15 protein-coding genes and 1 pseudogene are annotated in these 16784 nt (G+C 59.7%); 8 read left to right on the forward strand and 8 right to left on the reverse strand.

The features are described from left to right. Positions 1-122: 122 nt before the first annotated feature. A complete protein-coding gene (locus FHX06_RS13310) occupies positions 123-914 on the reverse strand; it encodes a phenylalanine 4-monooxygenase (RefSeq protein ID WP_183879599.1) in 792 nt (263 codons plus the stop codon). A gap of 120 nt (positions 915-1034) precedes the next feature. Between FHX06_RS13310 and FHX06_RS13315 the strand changes: the two genes are divergently transcribed. After that, a complete protein-coding gene (locus FHX06_RS13315; protein WP_112972690.1) occupies positions 1035-1496 on the forward strand; it encodes an Lrp/AsnC family transcriptional regulator in 462 nt (153 codons plus the stop codon). 35 nt (positions 1497-1531) lie between these two features. Here the strand turns inward: FHX06_RS13315 and FHX06_RS13320 are convergent, their stop codons facing one another. After that, the gene (locus FHX06_RS13320) at positions 1532-2011 is read right to left on the reverse strand and encodes an Lrp/AsnC family transcriptional regulator (RefSeq protein WP_113014537.1); all 480 of its coding nucleotides are present in this window, start codon (positions 2009-2011) and stop codon (positions 1532-1534) included. 127 nt (positions 2012-2138) lie between these two features. Between FHX06_RS13320 and hppD the strand changes: the two genes are divergently transcribed. The 5 genes from hppD to gfa all read left to right on the forward strand — a co-directional run bounded on the left by hppD (position 2139) and on the right by gfa (position 7255). Then, a complete protein-coding gene (gene hppD / locus FHX06_RS13325; protein ID WP_113202186.1) occupies positions 2139-3248 on the forward strand; it encodes a 4-hydroxyphenylpyruvate dioxygenase in 1110 nt (369 codons plus the stop codon). Between the two features lie 73 nt (positions 3249-3321). Continuing rightward, the gene (gene hmgA / locus FHX06_RS13330) at positions 3322-4683 is read left to right on the forward strand and encodes a homogentisate 1,2-dioxygenase (RefSeq protein ID WP_112972687.1); all 1362 of its coding nucleotides are present in this window, start codon (positions 3322-3324) and stop codon (positions 4681-4683) included. A 46-nt stretch (positions 4684-4729) separates the two neighbouring features. After that, positions 4730-5740 carry a fumarylacetoacetate hydrolase family protein gene (locus tag FHX06_RS13335; RefSeq protein WP_183879601.1) on the forward strand — a complete coding sequence of 337 codons (1011 nt, stop codon included), beginning with the start codon at positions 4730-4732 and terminating at the stop codon, positions 5738-5740. A 39-nt stretch (positions 5741-5779) separates the two neighbouring features. Next, positions 5780-6412 (forward strand): maleylacetoacetate isomerase, encoded by a 633-nt coding sequence (gene maiA / locus FHX06_RS13340; protein ID WP_183879603.1) that lies wholly within the window; start codon positions 5780-5782, stop codon positions 6410-6412. Positions 6413-6682: 270 nt separating this feature from the next. After that, positions 6683-7255 carry an S-(hydroxymethyl)glutathione synthase gene (gene gfa, locus FHX06_RS13345; protein ID WP_112972684.1) on the forward strand — a complete coding sequence of 191 codons (573 nt, stop codon included), beginning with the start codon at positions 6683-6685 and terminating at the stop codon, positions 7253-7255. A gap of 105 nt (positions 7256-7360) precedes the next feature. On the opposite strand, the gene FHX06_RS13350 is transcribed toward gfa, so the two are convergent. Then, positions 7361-8050 carry a TetR/AcrR family transcriptional regulator gene (locus tag FHX06_RS13350; RefSeq protein WP_183879605.1) on the reverse strand — a complete coding sequence of 230 codons (690 nt, stop codon included), beginning with the start codon at positions 8048-8050 and terminating at the stop codon, positions 7361-7363. A 136-nt stretch (positions 8051-8186) separates the two neighbouring features. On the opposite strand from FHX06_RS13350, the gene FHX06_RS13355 reads away from it, so the two are divergent. Both FHX06_RS13355 and FHX06_RS13360 read left to right on the forward strand, forming a co-directional pair. Beyond that, a complete protein-coding gene (locus tag FHX06_RS13355; protein WP_183879607.1) occupies positions 8187-9392 on the forward strand; it encodes an HlyD family secretion protein in 1206 nt (401 codons plus the stop codon). Positions 9393-9415: 23 nt separating this feature from the next. Continuing rightward, positions 9416-11011, forward strand: a complete 1596-nt coding sequence (locus FHX06_RS13360; RefSeq protein WP_113202181.1) for a DHA2 family efflux MFS transporter permease subunit — start codon at positions 9416-9418, stop codon at positions 11009-11011. A gap of 138 nt (positions 11012-11149) precedes the next feature. Here FHX06_RS13360 and FHX06_RS13365 read toward each other — a convergent pair. From FHX06_RS13365 to FHX06_RS13385, 5 genes and pseudogenes are all read right to left on the reverse strand, one after another. Beyond that, positions 11150-12214, reverse strand: a pseudogene (locus FHX06_RS13365) (LLM class flavin-dependent oxidoreductase); the annotation flags it as partial. Between the two features lie 91 nt (positions 12215-12305). After that, the gene (locus FHX06_RS13370; RefSeq protein WP_183879611.1) at positions 12306-13682 is read right to left on the reverse strand and encodes an LLM class flavin-dependent oxidoreductase; all 1377 of its coding nucleotides are present in this window, start codon (positions 13680-13682) and stop codon (positions 12306-12308) included. Between the two features lie 20 nt (positions 13683-13702). Continuing rightward, on the reverse strand, positions 13703-14443 hold the full coding sequence (locus FHX06_RS13375; protein WP_113210084.1) for an ABC transporter ATP-binding protein: 741 nt from the start codon (positions 14441-14443) through the stop codon (positions 13703-13705). Further along, positions 14419-15297, reverse strand: a complete 879-nt coding sequence (locus FHX06_RS13380) for an ABC transporter permease (RefSeq protein ID WP_113145192.1) — start codon at positions 15295-15297, stop codon at positions 14419-14421. The genes FHX06_RS13375 and FHX06_RS13380 overlap by 25 nt, the downstream gene beginning before the upstream one ends. A gap of 41 nt (positions 15298-15338) precedes the next feature. Next, positions 15339-16364, reverse strand: a complete 1026-nt coding sequence (locus FHX06_RS13385) for an ABC transporter substrate-binding protein (RefSeq protein ID WP_113210085.1) — start codon at positions 16362-16364, stop codon at positions 15339-15341. Positions 16365-16784: the final 420 nt, after the last annotated feature.

Consider the following 16784-nt stretch of genomic DNA (forward strand, 5'->3'; position numbering starts at 1 on the left):
TTGCCTCAGGCCGAGATGATCTGGGAGGTCGAGCCGGACCGAAGTGAGCGTTGCCAGGATTGGAAGATCGGTGAAGGAAAGGCCAAAAGCTCGCTCCTCGCGGCCGCCATATTGTCAGCGTTTCACGAAGCTTTGGCTTCGAAGGCTGGCGCGAAATCGCCCAGCGATTTCGCCTTCAGGATCATGCCTTCGATATCCTGTTCGACGATCGCTTCAAGATCGGCAAAGCTGTCGATGACGTAGTAGATCGGTTGGAGGATATCGATCCGGTAGGGCGTTCTCAGCACGCTCATGAGATCGAATGGCCGAAATTCGCATGCCGTGCCTTCCATTGCCGCCTTGGCTTCGCTTGGCGATGAAACGATCCCTGCGCCGAAGCAGCGGCGGCCTTGCGGCGTATTGATCAGGCCGAACTCGACGGTAAACCAGAAGATACGGAACAGATGCCAGGAATAGCCTTTGCCAAGGCGGACGGCGGCTTCGCCGAAATGTCGCACGAAATTGGCATAGCTCTGGTTGGTCAGCATCGGACAATGGCCGAAAACTTCGTGGAACAGATCCGGCTCCTCGATGTAGTCGATATGTTCGCGACGGCGCAGGAAGGTTGCGAGCGGGAATTTGCCTTGCGACAGAAGTTCATAAAAGCGCGAGGGCGGAATGAGCGCCGGTACACCTTCCGCCCCGAAGCCGGTGGTCTCGTTCAGGCGCCTGTTCACATCGAGAAGCTGAGGCACCTTGTCGGGCTTGAGCCCCAGCATTTTAACGCCATCAAGATATTCGCGGCAGGCCGTATTGGCGAGCAGCTTCATCTGGCGCCGGTAGAGTTCGCCCCAAATTGCATCCTCTTCGGAGCTATAGTCATATAGACCATCGGTCCCGGGCAATTTTGCGGTGTAGCTGCTTTCCTTGGTCATGATCTGATCCTCCCGGGGACGGCGTCCGCGCCATTATCCCCCGGATTTGGAGGATTTTCTTTTCTTTCGTGGTGGCTGTCGCCATAATGGTGGCAAATATTCCCGAGCAGGGTGCCAAAAATGAAAGAATCTGGGAATTTTCGCCGTAAACTTCTGCAACTCGTCCAGGCCGACGGCAGCCTCTCGCTGGCAGACCTGGCGGAAAAGGCCGGCATGTCTCAGAGCTCGGCCTGGCGGAAGATCCAGGAGCTTGAGGCTGACGGTGTCATCCGCAAGCGCGTGACGCTGCTCGATCCCGGAAAACTCGATCTCAAGCTTTGCGTCATCGCGCATGTAACACTGGAAGATCATCACGAAGAGGCGGTCGCATCCTTCGCTTCGGTGGTGCTGGAGCGGCCAGAAATCATGGAGTGCTACGCCTTGTCAGGCGCCTTCGACTACATGCTGAAGATAAGGGCGAGAGACGTGGAAGGCTACGAAGCCTTCATGACCCGCTACCTCATGCGCAACCCGCATGTGCGCACGGTTGTATCGAGCTTCGTGCTGCGCGAGCTGAAATTCTCGACCGAGCTGCCGCTCTGACGCTTGGTGCCGGATCACCGCGTGCTATCGCCATGTCAATGACCCGGCATGTGTATCGGAAAGCCTTCGAATGTTTTCAGCGTGTCGAGCACGATCGAGGTCTTCACGTGCTGCACCGACTCGTGGGGTAACAGAACGTCGTTGACGAATTTCGAGAGGTCGGCGAGCCCGCGGGTCGCTACCTTCAGGTGATAGTCCATTTCACCGGTCAGCGCATAGGCTTCGAGAACTTCCGGCAATCCGTTGATCAGCTGCGAAAACCTGCGAGCATTGTCCCTGTTGTGGGTCGCAAGGGTCACGGAGATGACCACCAGCATATCCAGACCCAGCTTCTGTTGATCGAGATAGGCCCGGTAGCTGCGAATATATCCCTCGGACTCCAGTCTGGTGCGCCGGCGCGAGCATTGCGAGGGGGAAAGCGCGATCCGCTCGCCCAACTCATTGTTCGTCAACCGGCCATCTTTTTGAAGCTCCTGGAGCAGGCGTAAATCCAATCTGTCGAGCTGTTCATCCATTGCGCAAAACCTCAAGAATCCTCACGAAATGTGCATAATCTTTTCCTCCTCCGTGAAGAATGCAAGAACTTTGCATGCGTTTTGCGCCACACTTTGCATATCGAAGTCCAGTTCCCAGGAGGAGAAAATGGGCCCTTTTCCGCATGATGCGCCGCCCTCGGAAATCACCACCGACAACCCGGCCGGCACCGATGGATTCGAGTTTGTCGAATTCGCCCATCCTGAGCCGGAGAAACTGGGTGAACTCTTCACGCGCATGGGCTACGTCCCAGTCGCAAAGCACAAAACGAAAGACATCACCGTCTGGCGTCAGGGCGACATCAACTATGTCCTGAATGCAGAACCCGGCAGCCATGCCGCTCGGTTCGTCGCGGAGCATGGTCCCTGCGCTCCGTCGATGGCATGGCGCGTGGTCGACGCCAGACACGCATTCGATCACGCCGTGTCAAAAGGCGCCGTGCCCTATGAAGGCGACGACAAGGCGCTCGACGTCCCGGCGATCGTCGGTATTGGCGGCTCGCTGCTCTACTTTGTCGAGACCTATGGCGCAAAGGGATCGGCCTACGATGCCGAGTTCGATTGGCTTGGCGAGCGTAATCCGCATCCGCAGGGGATCGGTTTCTACTATCTCGACCATCTCACCCACAACGTCTTTCGTGGCAACATGGACAAGTGGTGGGATTTTTATCGAAACCTGTTCAATTTCAAACAGATTCACTTCTTCGATATCGATGGGCGTATCACCGGTCTGGTGAGCCGGGCGATCACGTCGCCCTGCGGCAAGATCCGCATTCCGCTGAATGAATCGAAGGACGACACGAGCCAGATCGAGGAATATCTGAAGAAGTACAGGGGCGAAGGCATCCAGCACATCGCCGTTGGAACGGAAGATATCTACGAGGCTACCGACGGGCTTGCCGACAATGGTCTGCGCTTCATGCCAGGCCCTCCGGAGACCTATTACGATATGTCTTATGAACGCGTGAATGGGCATAGCGAACCCGTCGAACGCATGAAGAGGCATGGCATCCTCATCGACGGCGAGGGCGTGCTGAATGGCGGCATGACGAAAATCCTTCTCCAGATCTTCTCCAAGACGGTCATCGGCCCGATCTTCTTCGAATTCATCCAGCGCAAGGGCGACGAGGGCTTCGGCGAGGGCAATTTCCGTGCTCTCTTCGAGTCGATCGAGGCCGATCAGATCAAGCGTGGTGTCATCGGGACTGCGGCGGAGTAAACTCTTGGGGCTGTCCCGCGCGTCTGAAGAGATGCGCGGCGCTGCAAGAGTTTTCGGGGGGAGGAGTTGAGCAATGGACCAGACATCGATCCAGGCTTCCGAGGGTGAAGCAGTGATTGCGAACAAGCTGAAATATATGCCGGGGTTCGGCAACGATTTCGAAACGGAGTCGCTTCCCGGCGCCTTGCCGCAAGGCCAGAACAGCCCCCAAAAATGCAATTACGGTCTCTATGCCGAGCAGCTTTCCGGCTCGCCGTTTACCGCCCCGCGCGGGACGAACGAAAGGTCCTGGCTTTATCGCATTCGCCCGAGCGTGCGCCACACAGGCCGCTTTTCGAATGTTTCCTACCCGCTCTGGAAAACCGCACCTTGCCTGGACGAACATTCGCTTCCCCTCGGGCAGCTTCGCTGGAACCCCATTCCCGCGCCGACCGAGAAACTGACGTTCCTTCAGGGCGTTCGGACAATGACGACGGCGGGCGACGTCACGACCCAGGTGGGCATGTCGGCCCATGCCTATGTCTTCAATGAGGACATGGTGGATGACTACTTCTTCAACGCCGATGGTGAACTGCTGATCGTGCCGCAGCTCGGTGCCATCAGGGTGTTCACCGAAATGGGCATCATGGATGTCGAACCCCTGGAAATATGCCTCATCCCGCGCGGCATGATGTTCAAGGTTCTGAGAGGTGGCGAACAGCCGGTCTGGCGCGGATATATATGCGAGAATTACGGCGCGAAATTCACCCTGCCGGACCGAGGTCCCATCGGCGCCAATTGCCTGGCGAATCCGCGCGATTTCAAGACACCCGTCGCCGCTTTCGAAGACAAGGAAAAGCCTTGCCGCGTTCATGTGAAGTGGTGCGGAAAATTCTATGTCACCGATATCGGTCATTCACCGCTCGACGTGGTGGCCTGGCACGGCAACTATGCGCCCTTCAAATACGATCTGCGGACGTTTTCGCCTGTTGGCGCGATCAGCTTCGATCACCCTGATCCGTCGATTTTTTCGGTGCTGACCGCCCCGACCGAAGATGCAGGCACGGCGAATGTGGATTTCGTGATCTTTCCACCGCGTTGGCTGGTGGCCGAGCACACTTTCCGTCCACCCTGGTATCACCGCAACATCATGAGCGAGTTCATGGGCCTGATCCATGGCCAATATGACGCCAAGGAGGAGGGTTTCGTCCCCGGCGGCATGAGCCTGCACAACATGATGCTCGCCCACGGGCCAGACGCACTTGCCTTTGAAAAGGCATCCAACTCCGAGCTCAAGCCGGTGAAGCTGGATCACACCATGGCTTTCATGTTTGAGACCCGGTACCCGCAGCAATTGACGAAATATGCGGCGGAGCTTGAAACATTGCAGGACAATTACCTGGAGTGCTGGGACGGCCTGGAACGCAAGTTCGATGGAACCCCCGGTATCAAGTGAGGCATCACGTAAATAGGTCAGACACCCTCCGGTACGGGAACGGGATATGAAGCTCGCGACGTTAAAAGACTCCACGAGAGATGGCCGGCTTGTCGTCGTCTCCCGCGACCTTACCCGCTGCTCCGAAGTCAGTCACATTGCCCGCACCCTGCAGGCAGCTCTTGATAATTGGGAGCAGGTGGCTCCGAGGCTCGAACAAATTGCTGAGGGCATCGAGGCAGGAGCACAGCCCACGATCCGGTTTCACGAGCACGATGCCGCATCGCCTTTGCCGCGGGCCTACCAGTGGGCCGACGGTTCTGCCTATCTCAACCATGTCGAACTGGTGCGCAAGGCGCGTGGCGCCGACATGCCGGCGAGCTTCTGGACCGATCCGCTGATGTATCAAGGTGGTTCGGACGGCTTCCTTGCGCCGCGAGATCCGATCGTGGTGGGTGACGAGAGCTACGGGATCGACATGGAGGGCGAGGTTGCCGTCATTACCGGCGACGTCGCCATGGGGTCCGGCGCGCAAGCTGCGCGCAATGCCATCCGCCTGGTAGTGCTCGTCAACGATGTGTCGCTGCGCGGCCTCATACCGGACGAACTCGCCAAGGGATTTGGTTTCTTCCAGTCCAAACCGGCATCGGCATTTTCTCCGGTCGCGGTGACACCGGATGAGCTCGGGGAGGCCTGGGATGGCGGCAAGTTGTGTCTGCCGCTGCTTGTGAGCCTGAACGGCACGGCATTCGGCAAGGCGAATGCCGGCATCGACATGGCATTTGATTTTGGCCAGCTCGTCGCGCATGCCGCCAAAACCCGCAATCTGGTGGCTGGAACGATCATCGGCTCGGGAACAGTTTCCAACAAGCTGGATGGCGGGGCGGGCAGGGCGGTCGGCGACGGAGGGGACGGCTACTCCTGCATTGCCGAGATACGGATGATCGAGACGATCGAAACCGGGGCGCCGATGACCCCATTCATGAAGTTCGGGGATCAGGTCCGCATCGAGATGAAGGATCATGCCGGCCATTCGATCTTCGGGGCGATCGAGCAGACCGTCGTGAAATATCGATAATTCCTTCAGCCGGAATCGTCCTTTGAGGAGCAAGCTGCAGTGAACAACGTCGTTCTTTATGACTACTGGAGGTCATCGGCGAGCTATCGCGTCCGCATTGCGCTCAATCTCCTGGAGATCGATTACGAAACAGTGCCGATCAACCTGCTGGAGGGAGCGCACAGGAAGCCGGAATATCTGGCACTGAACCCGCAGGGGCTCGTCCCGACATTGGTGATCGATGGGAAAATTCTGACTCAATCACTGGCAATCATCGAATATCTTTCCGAGCTTCGGCCGGAATGTGGGTTGCTGCCAGCAGATAGTTCCGATCGCCAGAAAGTGCGCGCCTTTGCATACGCGGTCGCCATGGACATCCATCCGATATGCAACACGCATGTCGTGGCGCATCTGATGACCGTAACGGACAAGAGCGACGCCCGCGAGGAATGGATGAAGCATTTCATCTCGGACGGACTTCGCAAGCTGGAGGCGATGGTCGATCCGGCCGGCGACCGGTTCAGCTTTGGACATACGCCGACGATGGCGGACCTCTGTCTGGTTCCACAGGTCTACAATGCCCGCCGCTGGGGAGTGGACATGTCCGACTTCAAGCGGATCGTCGAGATCGATGGCAAATGCGCCAAATTGCCAGCCTTCCAGGCAGCCCATCCTGACCGCGCGAAACCCTGACGCAAAGACCGGTTTGCGGGAGTGCGTGAGCACGACCGATGAGCCCACATCCCATCTCGATGTGCTCCTCGAGCCGACAGTCGGTTAAGCTTACGAACGTCCGCTCGCATAAGCGTTCTCACGCGCAGAAGAGGGGCGGACGATATCGCCGGCGTGGTGATATACTCGCTTGCGGAGGAGGTCTCGTGCTGGCCATCGAGGGGTTTGCGCGGTGACACAGGGCTTGGCCACGGCATTCCGCCGCGGCCCAGGAAGGGAAGGAGACAACGCATGAACAATGTAGCGATCCACCCAATCGTGGATTCAGGATACCGGGCGACCGATGCGTCATTTGTCGGCGGCACGCTCGTATGCAATTGCGCGAGCAATCCGGTGAAAGTCCGCGTCAAGGGCGACATTGCCCATAACCATGCCTGTGGCTGCACGAAGTGCTGGAAGCCGAAGGGCGCGGTCTTTTCAGTGGTTGCCGTGGCGCCGACTGCCAACGTCGAGGTTCTGGAGAACGGAAACAAGCTGGCGGTCGTCGATCCGTCTGCGCTCATCCAGCGCCATGCCTGCAAGGATTGCGGGGTCCACATGTACGGGCCTGTCGAGCGCGACCATGCTTTTCAGGGCCTCTCCTTCGTTCATCCAGAACGGTTCCAGGAGAAAGGCTGGGCGGCACCCGGCTTTGCCGCCTTCGTATCGTCGATCATCGAAAGCGGATACGATCCCGGCAAAATGGGCGACGTACGTTCGCGCCTCAAGGGGGTTGGGCTTGAGCCTTACGATTGCCTTTCGCCCGGCCTGATGGACCTGATCGCCACTTGGACAGCGAAAAAAGCGGGGGTTCTCGCGGCCTGATGTGGCGCAGATCCGCCGGATGCCGTCGCGATCCTCGCGGCGGTGCTCCGGCGCGAGATAGATTTCATGATATTGCACCGGGCAATTCGGCGAGTGCTCGGTATTTCACCCGTCGGCGTTCTTCGCGTGGATATGCTCCCCGCTATCATAAGCCGCGCATCCCCTGAGGAAAATATCTGCGCACATTCTCGCCCTCGAAGCGATCTCCTCGATATTCGGCGGCGGCAGCTGGCGCAGCATGGTGGCGCGTTGGGGCTCCATGATCATCATGCCGCGCAGCATGCCGCAAGCGGCGTGCGGGTCCTCGAGTTCTATCAGCCCGTGTTCCACCTGACGGCGCAGCCAGTTTTCCATCGACGCGTTGGTGCGCATGATCGCCTTGTCGTAGAAAGAGCTGGCGAGCTCGGGAAAGCGGTCGGATTCGCCGATGACGAGGCGCGTAATCGTGATCGTGTCCTGCGAAAGCGTCAGCATGCCATAGGCCATCAGCATGCGTTCCAGCCCCTGGCGGAGTTCGGCCGTTGCTAACGTGCCGGGATCGAGCGCCATGAGAAAGCGTTCCGTGCGATTCGAGACCATTTCGGAAAACAGATCTGCCTTGGTGGGGAACAGGCGATAAAGCGTCTTCGTCGAAACGCCGGCTTCCTGGGCGATTGCGGCGATGCTGACCGCGGCATAGCCATTCTCGTGAAACTGCTTGTTGGCGGCTTCGATGAGCACGCCGCGCGTATCCTCGTCACAACGCACCTGCGGCCTGCCACGTGGCTTCTTCTCGATTTCGTGATTTTGGACCATCGTGATTTTCCAAATTCTTGTTGACTTCTCTTTTTTAACTCATATTTTGGAAAATATCAAGTTTCCTAAATTGGACTTGAGCCGAATTTCAAGGCCGCAGCCGAGACGACGGCGACCTTCCACAAGGAGAGTGACGATGTCCGCCAAGAAGCTGTATGCCCTGAACAACAACGCCGCCGCGGCCGATGGGCCGGTCACCGAAACGACAGCGGAAGCCATGCCCGCGAGCCTCGATGCCGGCAAGACGCCGCGTGTCGCTGAGCCCGTCGCTCCGGCTGCGGAAGCACCGGGTCGTAAACGTGTTGGCCGTTCCCTGCTGCTCGGTGTGGCCGCCATCGCCATCATCGCTGCGGCTGCCTATTATGGTCACGATTATTGGACGGTCGGGCGCTTCGAAGTCTCCACCGATGATGCCTATGTCAAGGCAGACAGCACGACGGTCGCTCCTAAGGTCTCAGGTTACCTTTCAAAGGTCCTCGTCAGCGACAATGAAACAGTGAAGGCCGGCCAGCCGCTTGCCCGCATCGATGACCGCGATTTTCGTACTGCGCTTGACCAGGCGAAAGCCGATGTCGCTGCTGCCGAAGCCACCGTCAATGCCAAGCAGGCTTCGCTCGACATCCAGCAGTCGACCATTGCCGCCGCTCGCGCCACGCTGGATGTCGACAAGGCCAACGAGACCTTCGCCGAGCAGAACAACAAGCGCTACACCAACCTTGCCACCAACGGTTATGCCCCGGTCCAGACGGCCCAGCAGGCAGCGTCCGCGATTGCGGCTGCCCAGGCAACGATCGTTCGGGATACGGCGGCTCTCGACGCCGCAACCAAGCAGGTCGAGCTTCTGAATGCCGAACTTGCCCAGGCCAAGGCAACGCTTGCCCATGATCAGGCCGTCGCACAGCAGGCCGAGCTCAACCTCTCCTATGCGACGATCGTCGCTCCGATCGACGGCACGATCGGCAACCGTACGCTGCGCGTCGGTCAATATGTTCAGGCCGGCACGCAGCTGATGGCTGTGGTGCCGACGACGGCTGCTTACATCGTCGCCAATTACAAGGAGACACAGCTGACCGATGTCCATGCCGGCCAGCCCGTCGCTATCGAGGTCGACATGTTCCCGGGCCGCACCTATCACGGCCATGTCGACAGCCTGTCGCCGGCAAGCGGCCAGGAATTTGCGCTGTTGCCGCCCGACAACGCCACTGGCAACTTCACCAAGGTCGTTCAGCGTATCCCGGTAAAGATCGTGCTTGATGGCGATGCTGCCGAAAAGGGCGATCTGCGCCCCGGCATGTCCGTCCTGCCGAGCATCGACACCAAGGTCGATGCTACCGGCAACTAAGCGAAGGGGCAGGAGATCGTGTCATGTCCAGTATCGCAACAACATCAGGTGCCATCCCGCAGCCGGGTGCCAGCACCAAGGCCAGCACAAGGGATTGGATCGCCGTTCTCGCCGGCATGATCGGCGCCTTCATGGCGATCCTCAATATCCAGATCACCAATGCCTCGCTTCTCGATATCGAGGGCGGCATCGGCACAGGTGTCGATAACGGTGCCTGGATCTCCACCTCCTACCTGATCGGCGAGATCGTCGTCATCCCGCTGACGGCCTATTTCAGCAACGTTTTCTCGTTCCGCCGCTATATCCTCGTCAATTCCATCCTCTTTCCGCTCTTTTCGATGGCCTGTGCCTTCGCCCATGATCTCGGCACGATGATCCTGCTGCGCGGCCTGCAGGGCTTTGCCGGCGGCGTGCTTATCCCCATGGCCTTCACCATGGTGCTGACCAAGCTGCCGAAGAACCAGCAGCCGCTTGGCCTTGCCGTCTTTGCCTTGTCGGTCACCTTCGCCCCGGCCATCGGCCCGACGATCGGGGGCTACCTGACGGAGAATTACGGCTGGCAGACGATCTTTTTCATCAACACCATCCCGAGCCTCCTCATGGCGGCGGCTCTCGCTCTGACGCTTGAAAAGCAGCCGATGCAGCTTCACCTCCTGAAGGAGGGCGACTGGGCCGGCATCGTCACCATGGCAATCGGCCTTTCGGCGCTGCAGACCGTGCTGGAAGAGGGCAACAAGGACGACTGGTTCTCCTCGCCCTTCATCGTCAAACTCGCCATCGTGGCCTTCGTCTTCCTGGCCGCCTTCATCTGGATCGAGCTCACGGTCAAGAAGCCGCTGGTAAAGCTGCGCCTGCTTACTCAGCGCAATTTCGGTATCGGCGTGCTGGTCAATGTGCTGGTTGGCGTCGCACTCTTCGGCACCGTCTACATCCTGCCGCAATATCTTGGTCAGGTTCAGCGGTATAATGCCGAGCAGATTGGCAACGTACTCGCCTGGACCGGTCTGCCGCAGCTCCTGCTCATCCCGCTGGTGCCTGTGTTGATGAAGCGGTTCGACGCGCGCTACATAGGCTTCCTCGGCATCTCGATCTTCGCGATCAGCTGCTTCATGAACATCACACTTTCGGCCAACAATGCCGGCGACCAGTTCTGGATCCCGAATATAGTGCGTGCCATAGGCCAGGCACTCGTTCTGACGCCGATCACCGCCATCACCACGGCCGGCATCGCACCGGCAGACGCTGCCGCCGCCTCTGGCCTCACCAACATGCTGCGCAATCTCGGTGGTGCGGTCGGCACGGCTTCGCTCGGCACCATCCTGACGAAGCGCGAGCAGTTCCACTCGAACATCATCGGTCAGTCGATCACCTTAACCCGTGACGAGGTGCGCGACCGCCTGACCCAGCTGTCAGGCTACTTCACCCAGCACGGTGTCACGGATCCGGCCGTGGCATCGCAGAAGGCGATCGTCGCCCTTGGCCAGATCGTCAAACGTCAGGCACTGATCATGGGTTTCAGCGATACGTTCGCCGTCATCGGTGTGGTGCTCGCGCTGGCAGCAGTTGCTCTGCTTCTCACGAAAAAACCGCAGGCCGGCGGAGGCGCGGGCGCCCATTGAGATGCCGATCTCAATCCTGCCAGCCCAATCATCTGCTGCAGTTTGCACCCGGTCGGAGACGACCGGGTGCACTCAGCTAAGTACCTCGGCATCAGTTTTGCGCCTTTCCGGCAGGGCGTCAGCAGATGGCACGGAGCCTTTCAGCAACGGCAGCAATTGGTTCCCCTGCCGCTTGATCTCCGAGAGATAAGGCGTGTCTGACAGCACGAAATGAGTGATGCCGAGGGCCTGGTACTTCCGCAGCGAGCGTGCGACATCCTCGGCGGACCCCACGAGCCAGGTCGTGCCCGCGCCGCCGCCGCCGAATTTGCCAGGCGCGGTGTATAGATTGTCGTCGAGCACTTCACCGCGCTGATGAAGATCGAGCAGCCGCTGCTGCCCTACGGCGACAGCCCGTTGGTGATCGTGCCAGCCGACACCGCTATTGTCAGCCATCTCCGCAACCTTCGCTTCGGCATCGGCCCAGGCCTCTTCGGTGGTGTCGCGGACCAAGGTTGTAATCCTCAGCCCGAATTGAAGCGGCGGCAGGTCGCGGTCGAGATCGCGGCTCAGCCGCTTCAAACGGTCGATCCGTTCGCGCACGCCATCTAGCGGTTCGCCCCAGAAAAGCTGCACGTCGGCTTCGGTGGCCGATACGCGCTCGGCCGCCTCCGATGCGCCGCCGAAATAGAGCTTCGGATGGCGACGCTCACCGCGGGCCTCGATGCGCGGCACCACGGTGGATTCGGTGACCCCGAAGTGCTCGCCTGCATAGGTGACGTTTTCCTCCGTCCATAGTTTTCGCACCAGCCGCATGAATTCCTTTGTGCGCGCATAGCGATGCGCCTGATCGCCTTCACTGTCGCCATAGGCCGCCAGATTGTCCTTGCCGGAGACGATGTTGACGCGCACGCGCCCACCGGTGAGGTGATCGAGCGAGGCTGCTGCCGAAGCGAAATTCGCAGGCCTCCAATAGCCGGGACGGATCGCAATCAGCGGCTCGAAGGTCGTCGTCCGCGCCGCAAGTGCGGTTGCAACGGTGAAGGTGTCCGGACGGCCCCAGCCTGTGCCGATGAGCGCACCCTTCCAGCCGTGCTCTTCGAGAGCCCTGGCATGGCTCGTCAGCGTTTCCAGGCTGTTGTGGCTTTCAACGGCGGAATCGCCGCGGTGGCCGGGTTTGATGGCATTGGGGATATACCAAAGGAATTCCGGATTGCTGGTCATGCAATATACCCGCGGTTCTCTATTATCGAATTATCTGGAACGGGGCGGCTGGCGTTTTCTGCGAGCCACTCCGTATCTCCTTGGCGATGGATTACCCCGCCGCCCTGCTTTCTTCGCTTTCTTTCACCCTCAGAGCCAAGCCGTTCGGCGGGCGGTGAAGACCGAGATTCTCGCGCAGTGTCACGCCCTCATATTCTTCACGGAAAAGGCCCCGCTTGCGCAGGATCGGCACGACCTGATCGACAAAGTCAGTCAGTCCGGTCGGCAGGATCGGCGGCATGATGTTGAAGGCGTCGGCCGCGCCATTGTCGAACCATTCCTGCATCGCGTCCGCCACCTGTTCCGGCGTGCCGACCACCGTGCGGTGGCCGCGTGCAGTGGCGACCGCCAGATAGAACTCGCGTAGGGTCATGTTGTTGCGGGAAACCAGATCGGTGACCAGCTTGAGGCGGCTCTTGTTGAGTTCGGTGCTGTCTGGAAGCGGCGGGGCCGGATCGTCCAGCGAATAACCGGAGAGATCGACGCCCTTATAGTGGCGTGACAGGATATTCCAGGCGACCGAGGGGTGGACGAGCGACTGGATATAGTCGTAATTCGCCTTGGCCTCAGCCTCCGTACCGCCGAGGACCGGGAAAATGCCAGGGCTGATCAGCAGCTCGTCCGGGCTGCGCCCGTAGCGGGCAAGACGTCCTTTGACGTCCGAGTAGAATTCCTGAGCGTCTTCCAGTGTCTGATTGGCGGTAAAGATCATCTCGGCGGTGCGTGCGGCGAGCTCGCGCCCGGGCTCCGATGCACCGGCCTGGACGATGACTGGATAGCCCTGAACCGGGCGGCCGACATTCAACGGTCCGCTGACACTGAAGAACTGACCCTTGTGGTTCAGCTGATGCACCTTGTCAGGATCGAGGTAGACGCCGCTTTCCTTGTCGCGGATGAAGGCATCGTCCTCATATGAATCCCATAAGCCCTTCACCAGATCGACGAATTCTTCGGCCCTTGCATACCTGTCGGCATGAGCCGGATGGCCGGGGATAGAGAAATTCTTGGAGACGTCAGCGCCCGTGGTGACGACATTCCAGGCCGCACGTCCCTTGGAAATATAATCCAGCGAGGCGAATTTGCGGGCGAGCAGATAGGGGTCTTCGTAGGTGGTGGAGGCGGTCGCGACGAAGCCGATATGGCTTGTGGCCTGCGAAAGCGCCGCCCACAGCGTGATCGGCTCGAAATGGGCGCCCTGCGCTGTGCGGCGCAGGGCTTCCGGATCCTTTGCGCGTTCCCAGCCGGCGGGGCTGTCGGCAACGAAAACGAGATCGAACTTGCCGCGTTCCGCCGTCTGAACCAGGTCGCGATAGTGATCGATATTCAAGCCGGCATCGGCCTGCGCATCCGGGTGGCGCCAGGCGGCGATATGATGGCCCGTTGCCATGATGAACGCGCCAAGCCGTATCTGTCTTTTCTGACTTGCCATGATGACGATCTCCGTTGGTTTCAGGCGGCGCGGCGGCCGGGGGCATCAACCCCGAGCCGGCTCAGAAGCCGGGTTCGGAACTGTGCGAAGCGCGGGTCGCCGTGGTCGCGAGGCACGGCCAGGTCGATGCGCAGATCCTCCACCAAGCGGCCCTCATCGAGCACCAGGATCCGGTCGGCGAGTGAGATCGCCTCATCGACATCATGGGTGACGAGCAGGACGGCGGGGCGGTGTTTTGCACAAAGCTCCCGCAAGAGATCATGCATCTTCAGCCGGGTCAGCGCATCGAGCGCGCCGAAGGGTTCGTCAGCCAGCAGCAGGGCCGGCTCGCGCACCAGCGAGCGGGCAAGTGCCACTCTCTGCTGTTCGCCGCCGGAGAGTTGGTTCGGCCAGGCAGTTTCGCGTCCTTCGAGACCAACTTCGGCGAGCGCCTTGCGTCCTGCTTCCTGTCCGGTTTCACCCTGCAGGCCGAGCGTAACGTTCTGAATGACCGTGCGCCAGGGCAGCAGGCGGGCATCCTGAAAGACCACCGAAAGCTTTTCGGGGGTCTCGAGCGTACCCGTTCCCTTGACCTCATGATCGAGGCCGGCAAGGGCTCTGAGAAAAGTGCTCTTGCCTGATCCGCTTTTCCCGAGCAGGGCCACGAATTCGCCCTCACCGATATCGAGATCCACACTGTCGAGGATGGTCTTCGCCGCAAAACGTCGCACGAGATTTTCGACGCGGACCGCGGGTTTCAGTTGGCCAGAGTGCGGCGCCATGACAGGACCCTCCGTTCGAGCAGGCGGACGAGACCGTCCGAGACGAGGCCGAGCAGCACATAGACCACGAGGCCGACGAGAATGACGTCGGTCTGGCCATAGGTGCGGGCAAGATCGATCATGTAGCCGAGGCCGCTGGTGGAATTGATCTGCTCGACCACAACAAGCGACACCCAGCAGAGCGTGACGGCAAAGCGCAGGCCGAGGAGGAAGCCGGGCAGGGCGCCGGGCAGTACCACCTGGAAGATGAAGTCCTTCTGGCTCATGCGCAGCGTCTCGGCGAGCTCGACGTAGCGGCTGTCGATGCTGCGCAGTGCGTTGTGGGTGTGGATGTAGATGGGGATGATGACGGCAAGCACGATGGTCGTGACCTTCATGCTTTCGCCAATCCCGAACCACAGAATGAAAAGCGGGATCAGCGCCAGCGTCGGGATCGCGCGTTTGATCTGGATTGGCCCGTCAATCAGCGCCTCGCCGATGCGTGATAGGCCGGCGATAACCGCGAGAGCCGTGCCGATGACGAGGCCGATGCTGAGGCCCAGCAGTGCGCGGGTCGCAGACGTCACGAAATTGTCCTGCAGGCGACCCTCGGCGATCAGCCGACCAAAGGCCTCGATGACCGTCCAGGGGGCAGAGAGAATGCGCGGATCGATCCATCCGAATGTTGATCCGGCGATCCAGGCAAGCACCAGCAATGCCGGGCCGATCTGAAGTCCGAACGGTATCTCGCGTCCGGGACCGAGCCTGCGGCGAGCGCGGGAGGCTGCGTGTTTTGCTGTGGTTGTTATGCCGGCGCTCTCGCGCGGCGCTCGCCGTGAGGTCTTGACGTTATCTGCATCCCAGGTGGTTGCCATGCTTGCGATCTCCTCTCTTCGCTATGGAACGGCGCGCGTGATCACTGGCTTCTTGGCAGGGCGCCAGCAGCGATTTTTTCGAAGCGGTTGTCGAAGATCTGTTCGACGTCGAAGGGCTTGTAGCCAAGCTCGTCAGCCAGGAGGTTGATGGTTTCCTGATGGCGCTTCTTCACGTCTGCCCAGCTATCCGGAATGACCTGGGTGCCTGAGAGCTTGACGAGAAATTCGGCATCCTCGCGGCTGAGACCCTGCTGGCCAATATAATATTCCTTGATCCAGATCTCGGGGTTCTGATCGACCCATTCGGTTGCCCGTGCCCAGAGGCGGACGTATTCGGCCAGGGCGGCCGCCTTTGCGGGATCGTCCAGCACCCACTGCGGTGCATAGAGGTGGGAGGGGTCGTCACGAAGTCCGTGCTCGATCAGGCTCGCGCCATCGGAACCATACTGGCTGACGTAGCGACGGATATTGACGCCGCCGAGCGGCGCAATATCGACCTGCTTGCTGGCGAGCGCCTTCGGATAGACGTCGCCGGTGCTCGGCAGTTCGACCAGTGTGGCGTCTTTCTTCGTCAGGCCCGCGGCATGAAGCGCACGAAGCACAAGTGTACCCTGGGCCTGGCCGGGACTGAAGGCGATGCGCTTGCCGCGGAAATCTGCGAGCGACTTGACATCGACGCCAGGCGCGATGCCGAAACGGTAGATTGGATTGGCAGTCGGCTCCTTCCGTTCGCGATAGGCGATGTTGCGGACCGGCAGGTTGTTCCAGGTTGCAAAGATCGACGGGATTTCGGCTACGGAACCGACATCAAGTGCATGCGCGCGGAAGGCTTCGGATGTCTGGGGGCCACCGCTGAGATTTGCCCATTTGACCTCGAATGTGAGTTCCTTGACGAGGCCGGAAACCTCGAGAGCCTTCTGTGTCACGGGATCGCCGATCGTCAGAACCGTCCCGGGCGGCACTTTGTCGAGCAGCGGTGCGCTTGCCTCTGCCGCTGCATCGTTGCTGAACATGCCGAGGGAGAGGAGGCCGAGCGCAACCGCTCCCAGAGTTTTTGCCAATGTCATCGTTGATGTTTCCCGTTTAAGGTTGCAATGTCAGGAGGCGATAACGGGAAGAGTGTCGAATTCTCTATTAAATCTATAGACTATTTATTCCTTTCGTTCGCCTGTTCGTGAAAAATCGTACCAATTGTGCCGGTGACGCGGACGCACGCATTGTTTGCTGAAGACGTGACGATTCCTGCGTGGGCGAGAAGAAGCGGCCCGCCGTCGTGATGAGGTCGAGGTCAGAACAGTGAAACCCATGCAATGCCGAGGCCGCCTCCTCGCGGATCATTGCAACCGGATCGCCTGTTAGCTTTCCAGAAACCTTGTCTTGCTTCGGGACGGCTTTGAAATTCTCGCACCGTGAGACTTGGTTACATTCCTTTACGTTCCGCTGTTAAAGTCACAGCCGAAATATCTGCTGAAGCGACTTAACAGTTG

Origin of the sequence: Rhizobium sp. BK512, from assembly GCF_014194915.1 — a bacterium.
Lineage (GTDB): Bacteria > Pseudomonadota > Alphaproteobacteria > Rhizobiales > Rhizobiaceae > Rhizobium.

Excerpts from the sequence above, each read along its gene's own strand:
- FHX06_RS13320 (WP_113014537.1), bottom strand. The coding sequence starts at position 2,011 with ATGGATGAACAGCTCGACAGATTGGATTTACGCCTGCTCCAGGAGCTT.
- FHX06_RS13375 (WP_113210084.1), bottom strand. The coding sequence starts at position 14,443 with ATGGCGCCGCACTCTGGCCAACTGAAACCCGCGGTCCGCGTCGAAAAT.
- FHX06_RS13360 (WP_113202181.1), top strand. The coding sequence starts at position 9,416 with ATGTCCAGTATCGCAACAACATCAGGTGCCATCCCGCAGCCGGGTGCC.
- FHX06_RS13335 (WP_183879601.1), top strand. The coding sequence starts at position 4,730 with ATGAAGCTCGCGACGTTAAAAGACTCCACGAGAGATGGCCGGCTTGTC.
- FHX06_RS13385 (WP_113210085.1), bottom strand. The coding sequence starts at position 16,364 with ATGACATTGGCAAAAACTCTGGGAGCGGTTGCGCTCGGCCTCCTCTCC.
- hmgA (WP_112972687.1), top strand. The coding sequence starts at position 3,322 with ATGGACCAGACATCGATCCAGGCTTCCGAGGGTGAAGCAGTGATTGCG.
- FHX06_RS13380 (WP_113145192.1), bottom strand. The coding sequence starts at position 15,297 with ATGGCAACCACCTGGGATGCAGATAACGTCAAGACCTCACGGCGAGCG.
- FHX06_RS13350 (WP_183879605.1), bottom strand. The coding sequence starts at position 8,050 with ATGGTCCAAAATCACGAAATCGAGAAGAAGCCACGTGGCAGGCCGCAG.
- FHX06_RS13355 (WP_183879607.1), top strand. The coding sequence starts at position 8,187 with ATGTCCGCCAAGAAGCTGTATGCCCTGAACAACAACGCCGCCGCGGCC.
- hppD (WP_113202186.1), top strand. The coding sequence starts at position 2,139 with ATGGGCCCTTTTCCGCATGATGCGCCGCCCTCGGAAATCACCACCGAC.
- FHX06_RS13310 (WP_183879599.1), bottom strand. The coding sequence starts at position 914 with ATGACCAAGGAAAGCAGCTACACCGCAAAATTGCCCGGGACCGATGGT.
- gfa (WP_112972684.1), top strand. The coding sequence starts at position 6,683 with ATGAACAATGTAGCGATCCACCCAATCGTGGATTCAGGATACCGGGCG.
- FHX06_RS13315 (WP_112972690.1), top strand. The coding sequence starts at position 1,035 with ATGAAAGAATCTGGGAATTTTCGCCGTAAACTTCTGCAACTCGTCCAG.
- FHX06_RS13370 (WP_183879611.1), bottom strand. The coding sequence starts at position 13,682 with ATGGCAAGTCAGAAAAGACAGATACGGCTTGGCGCGTTCATCATGGCA.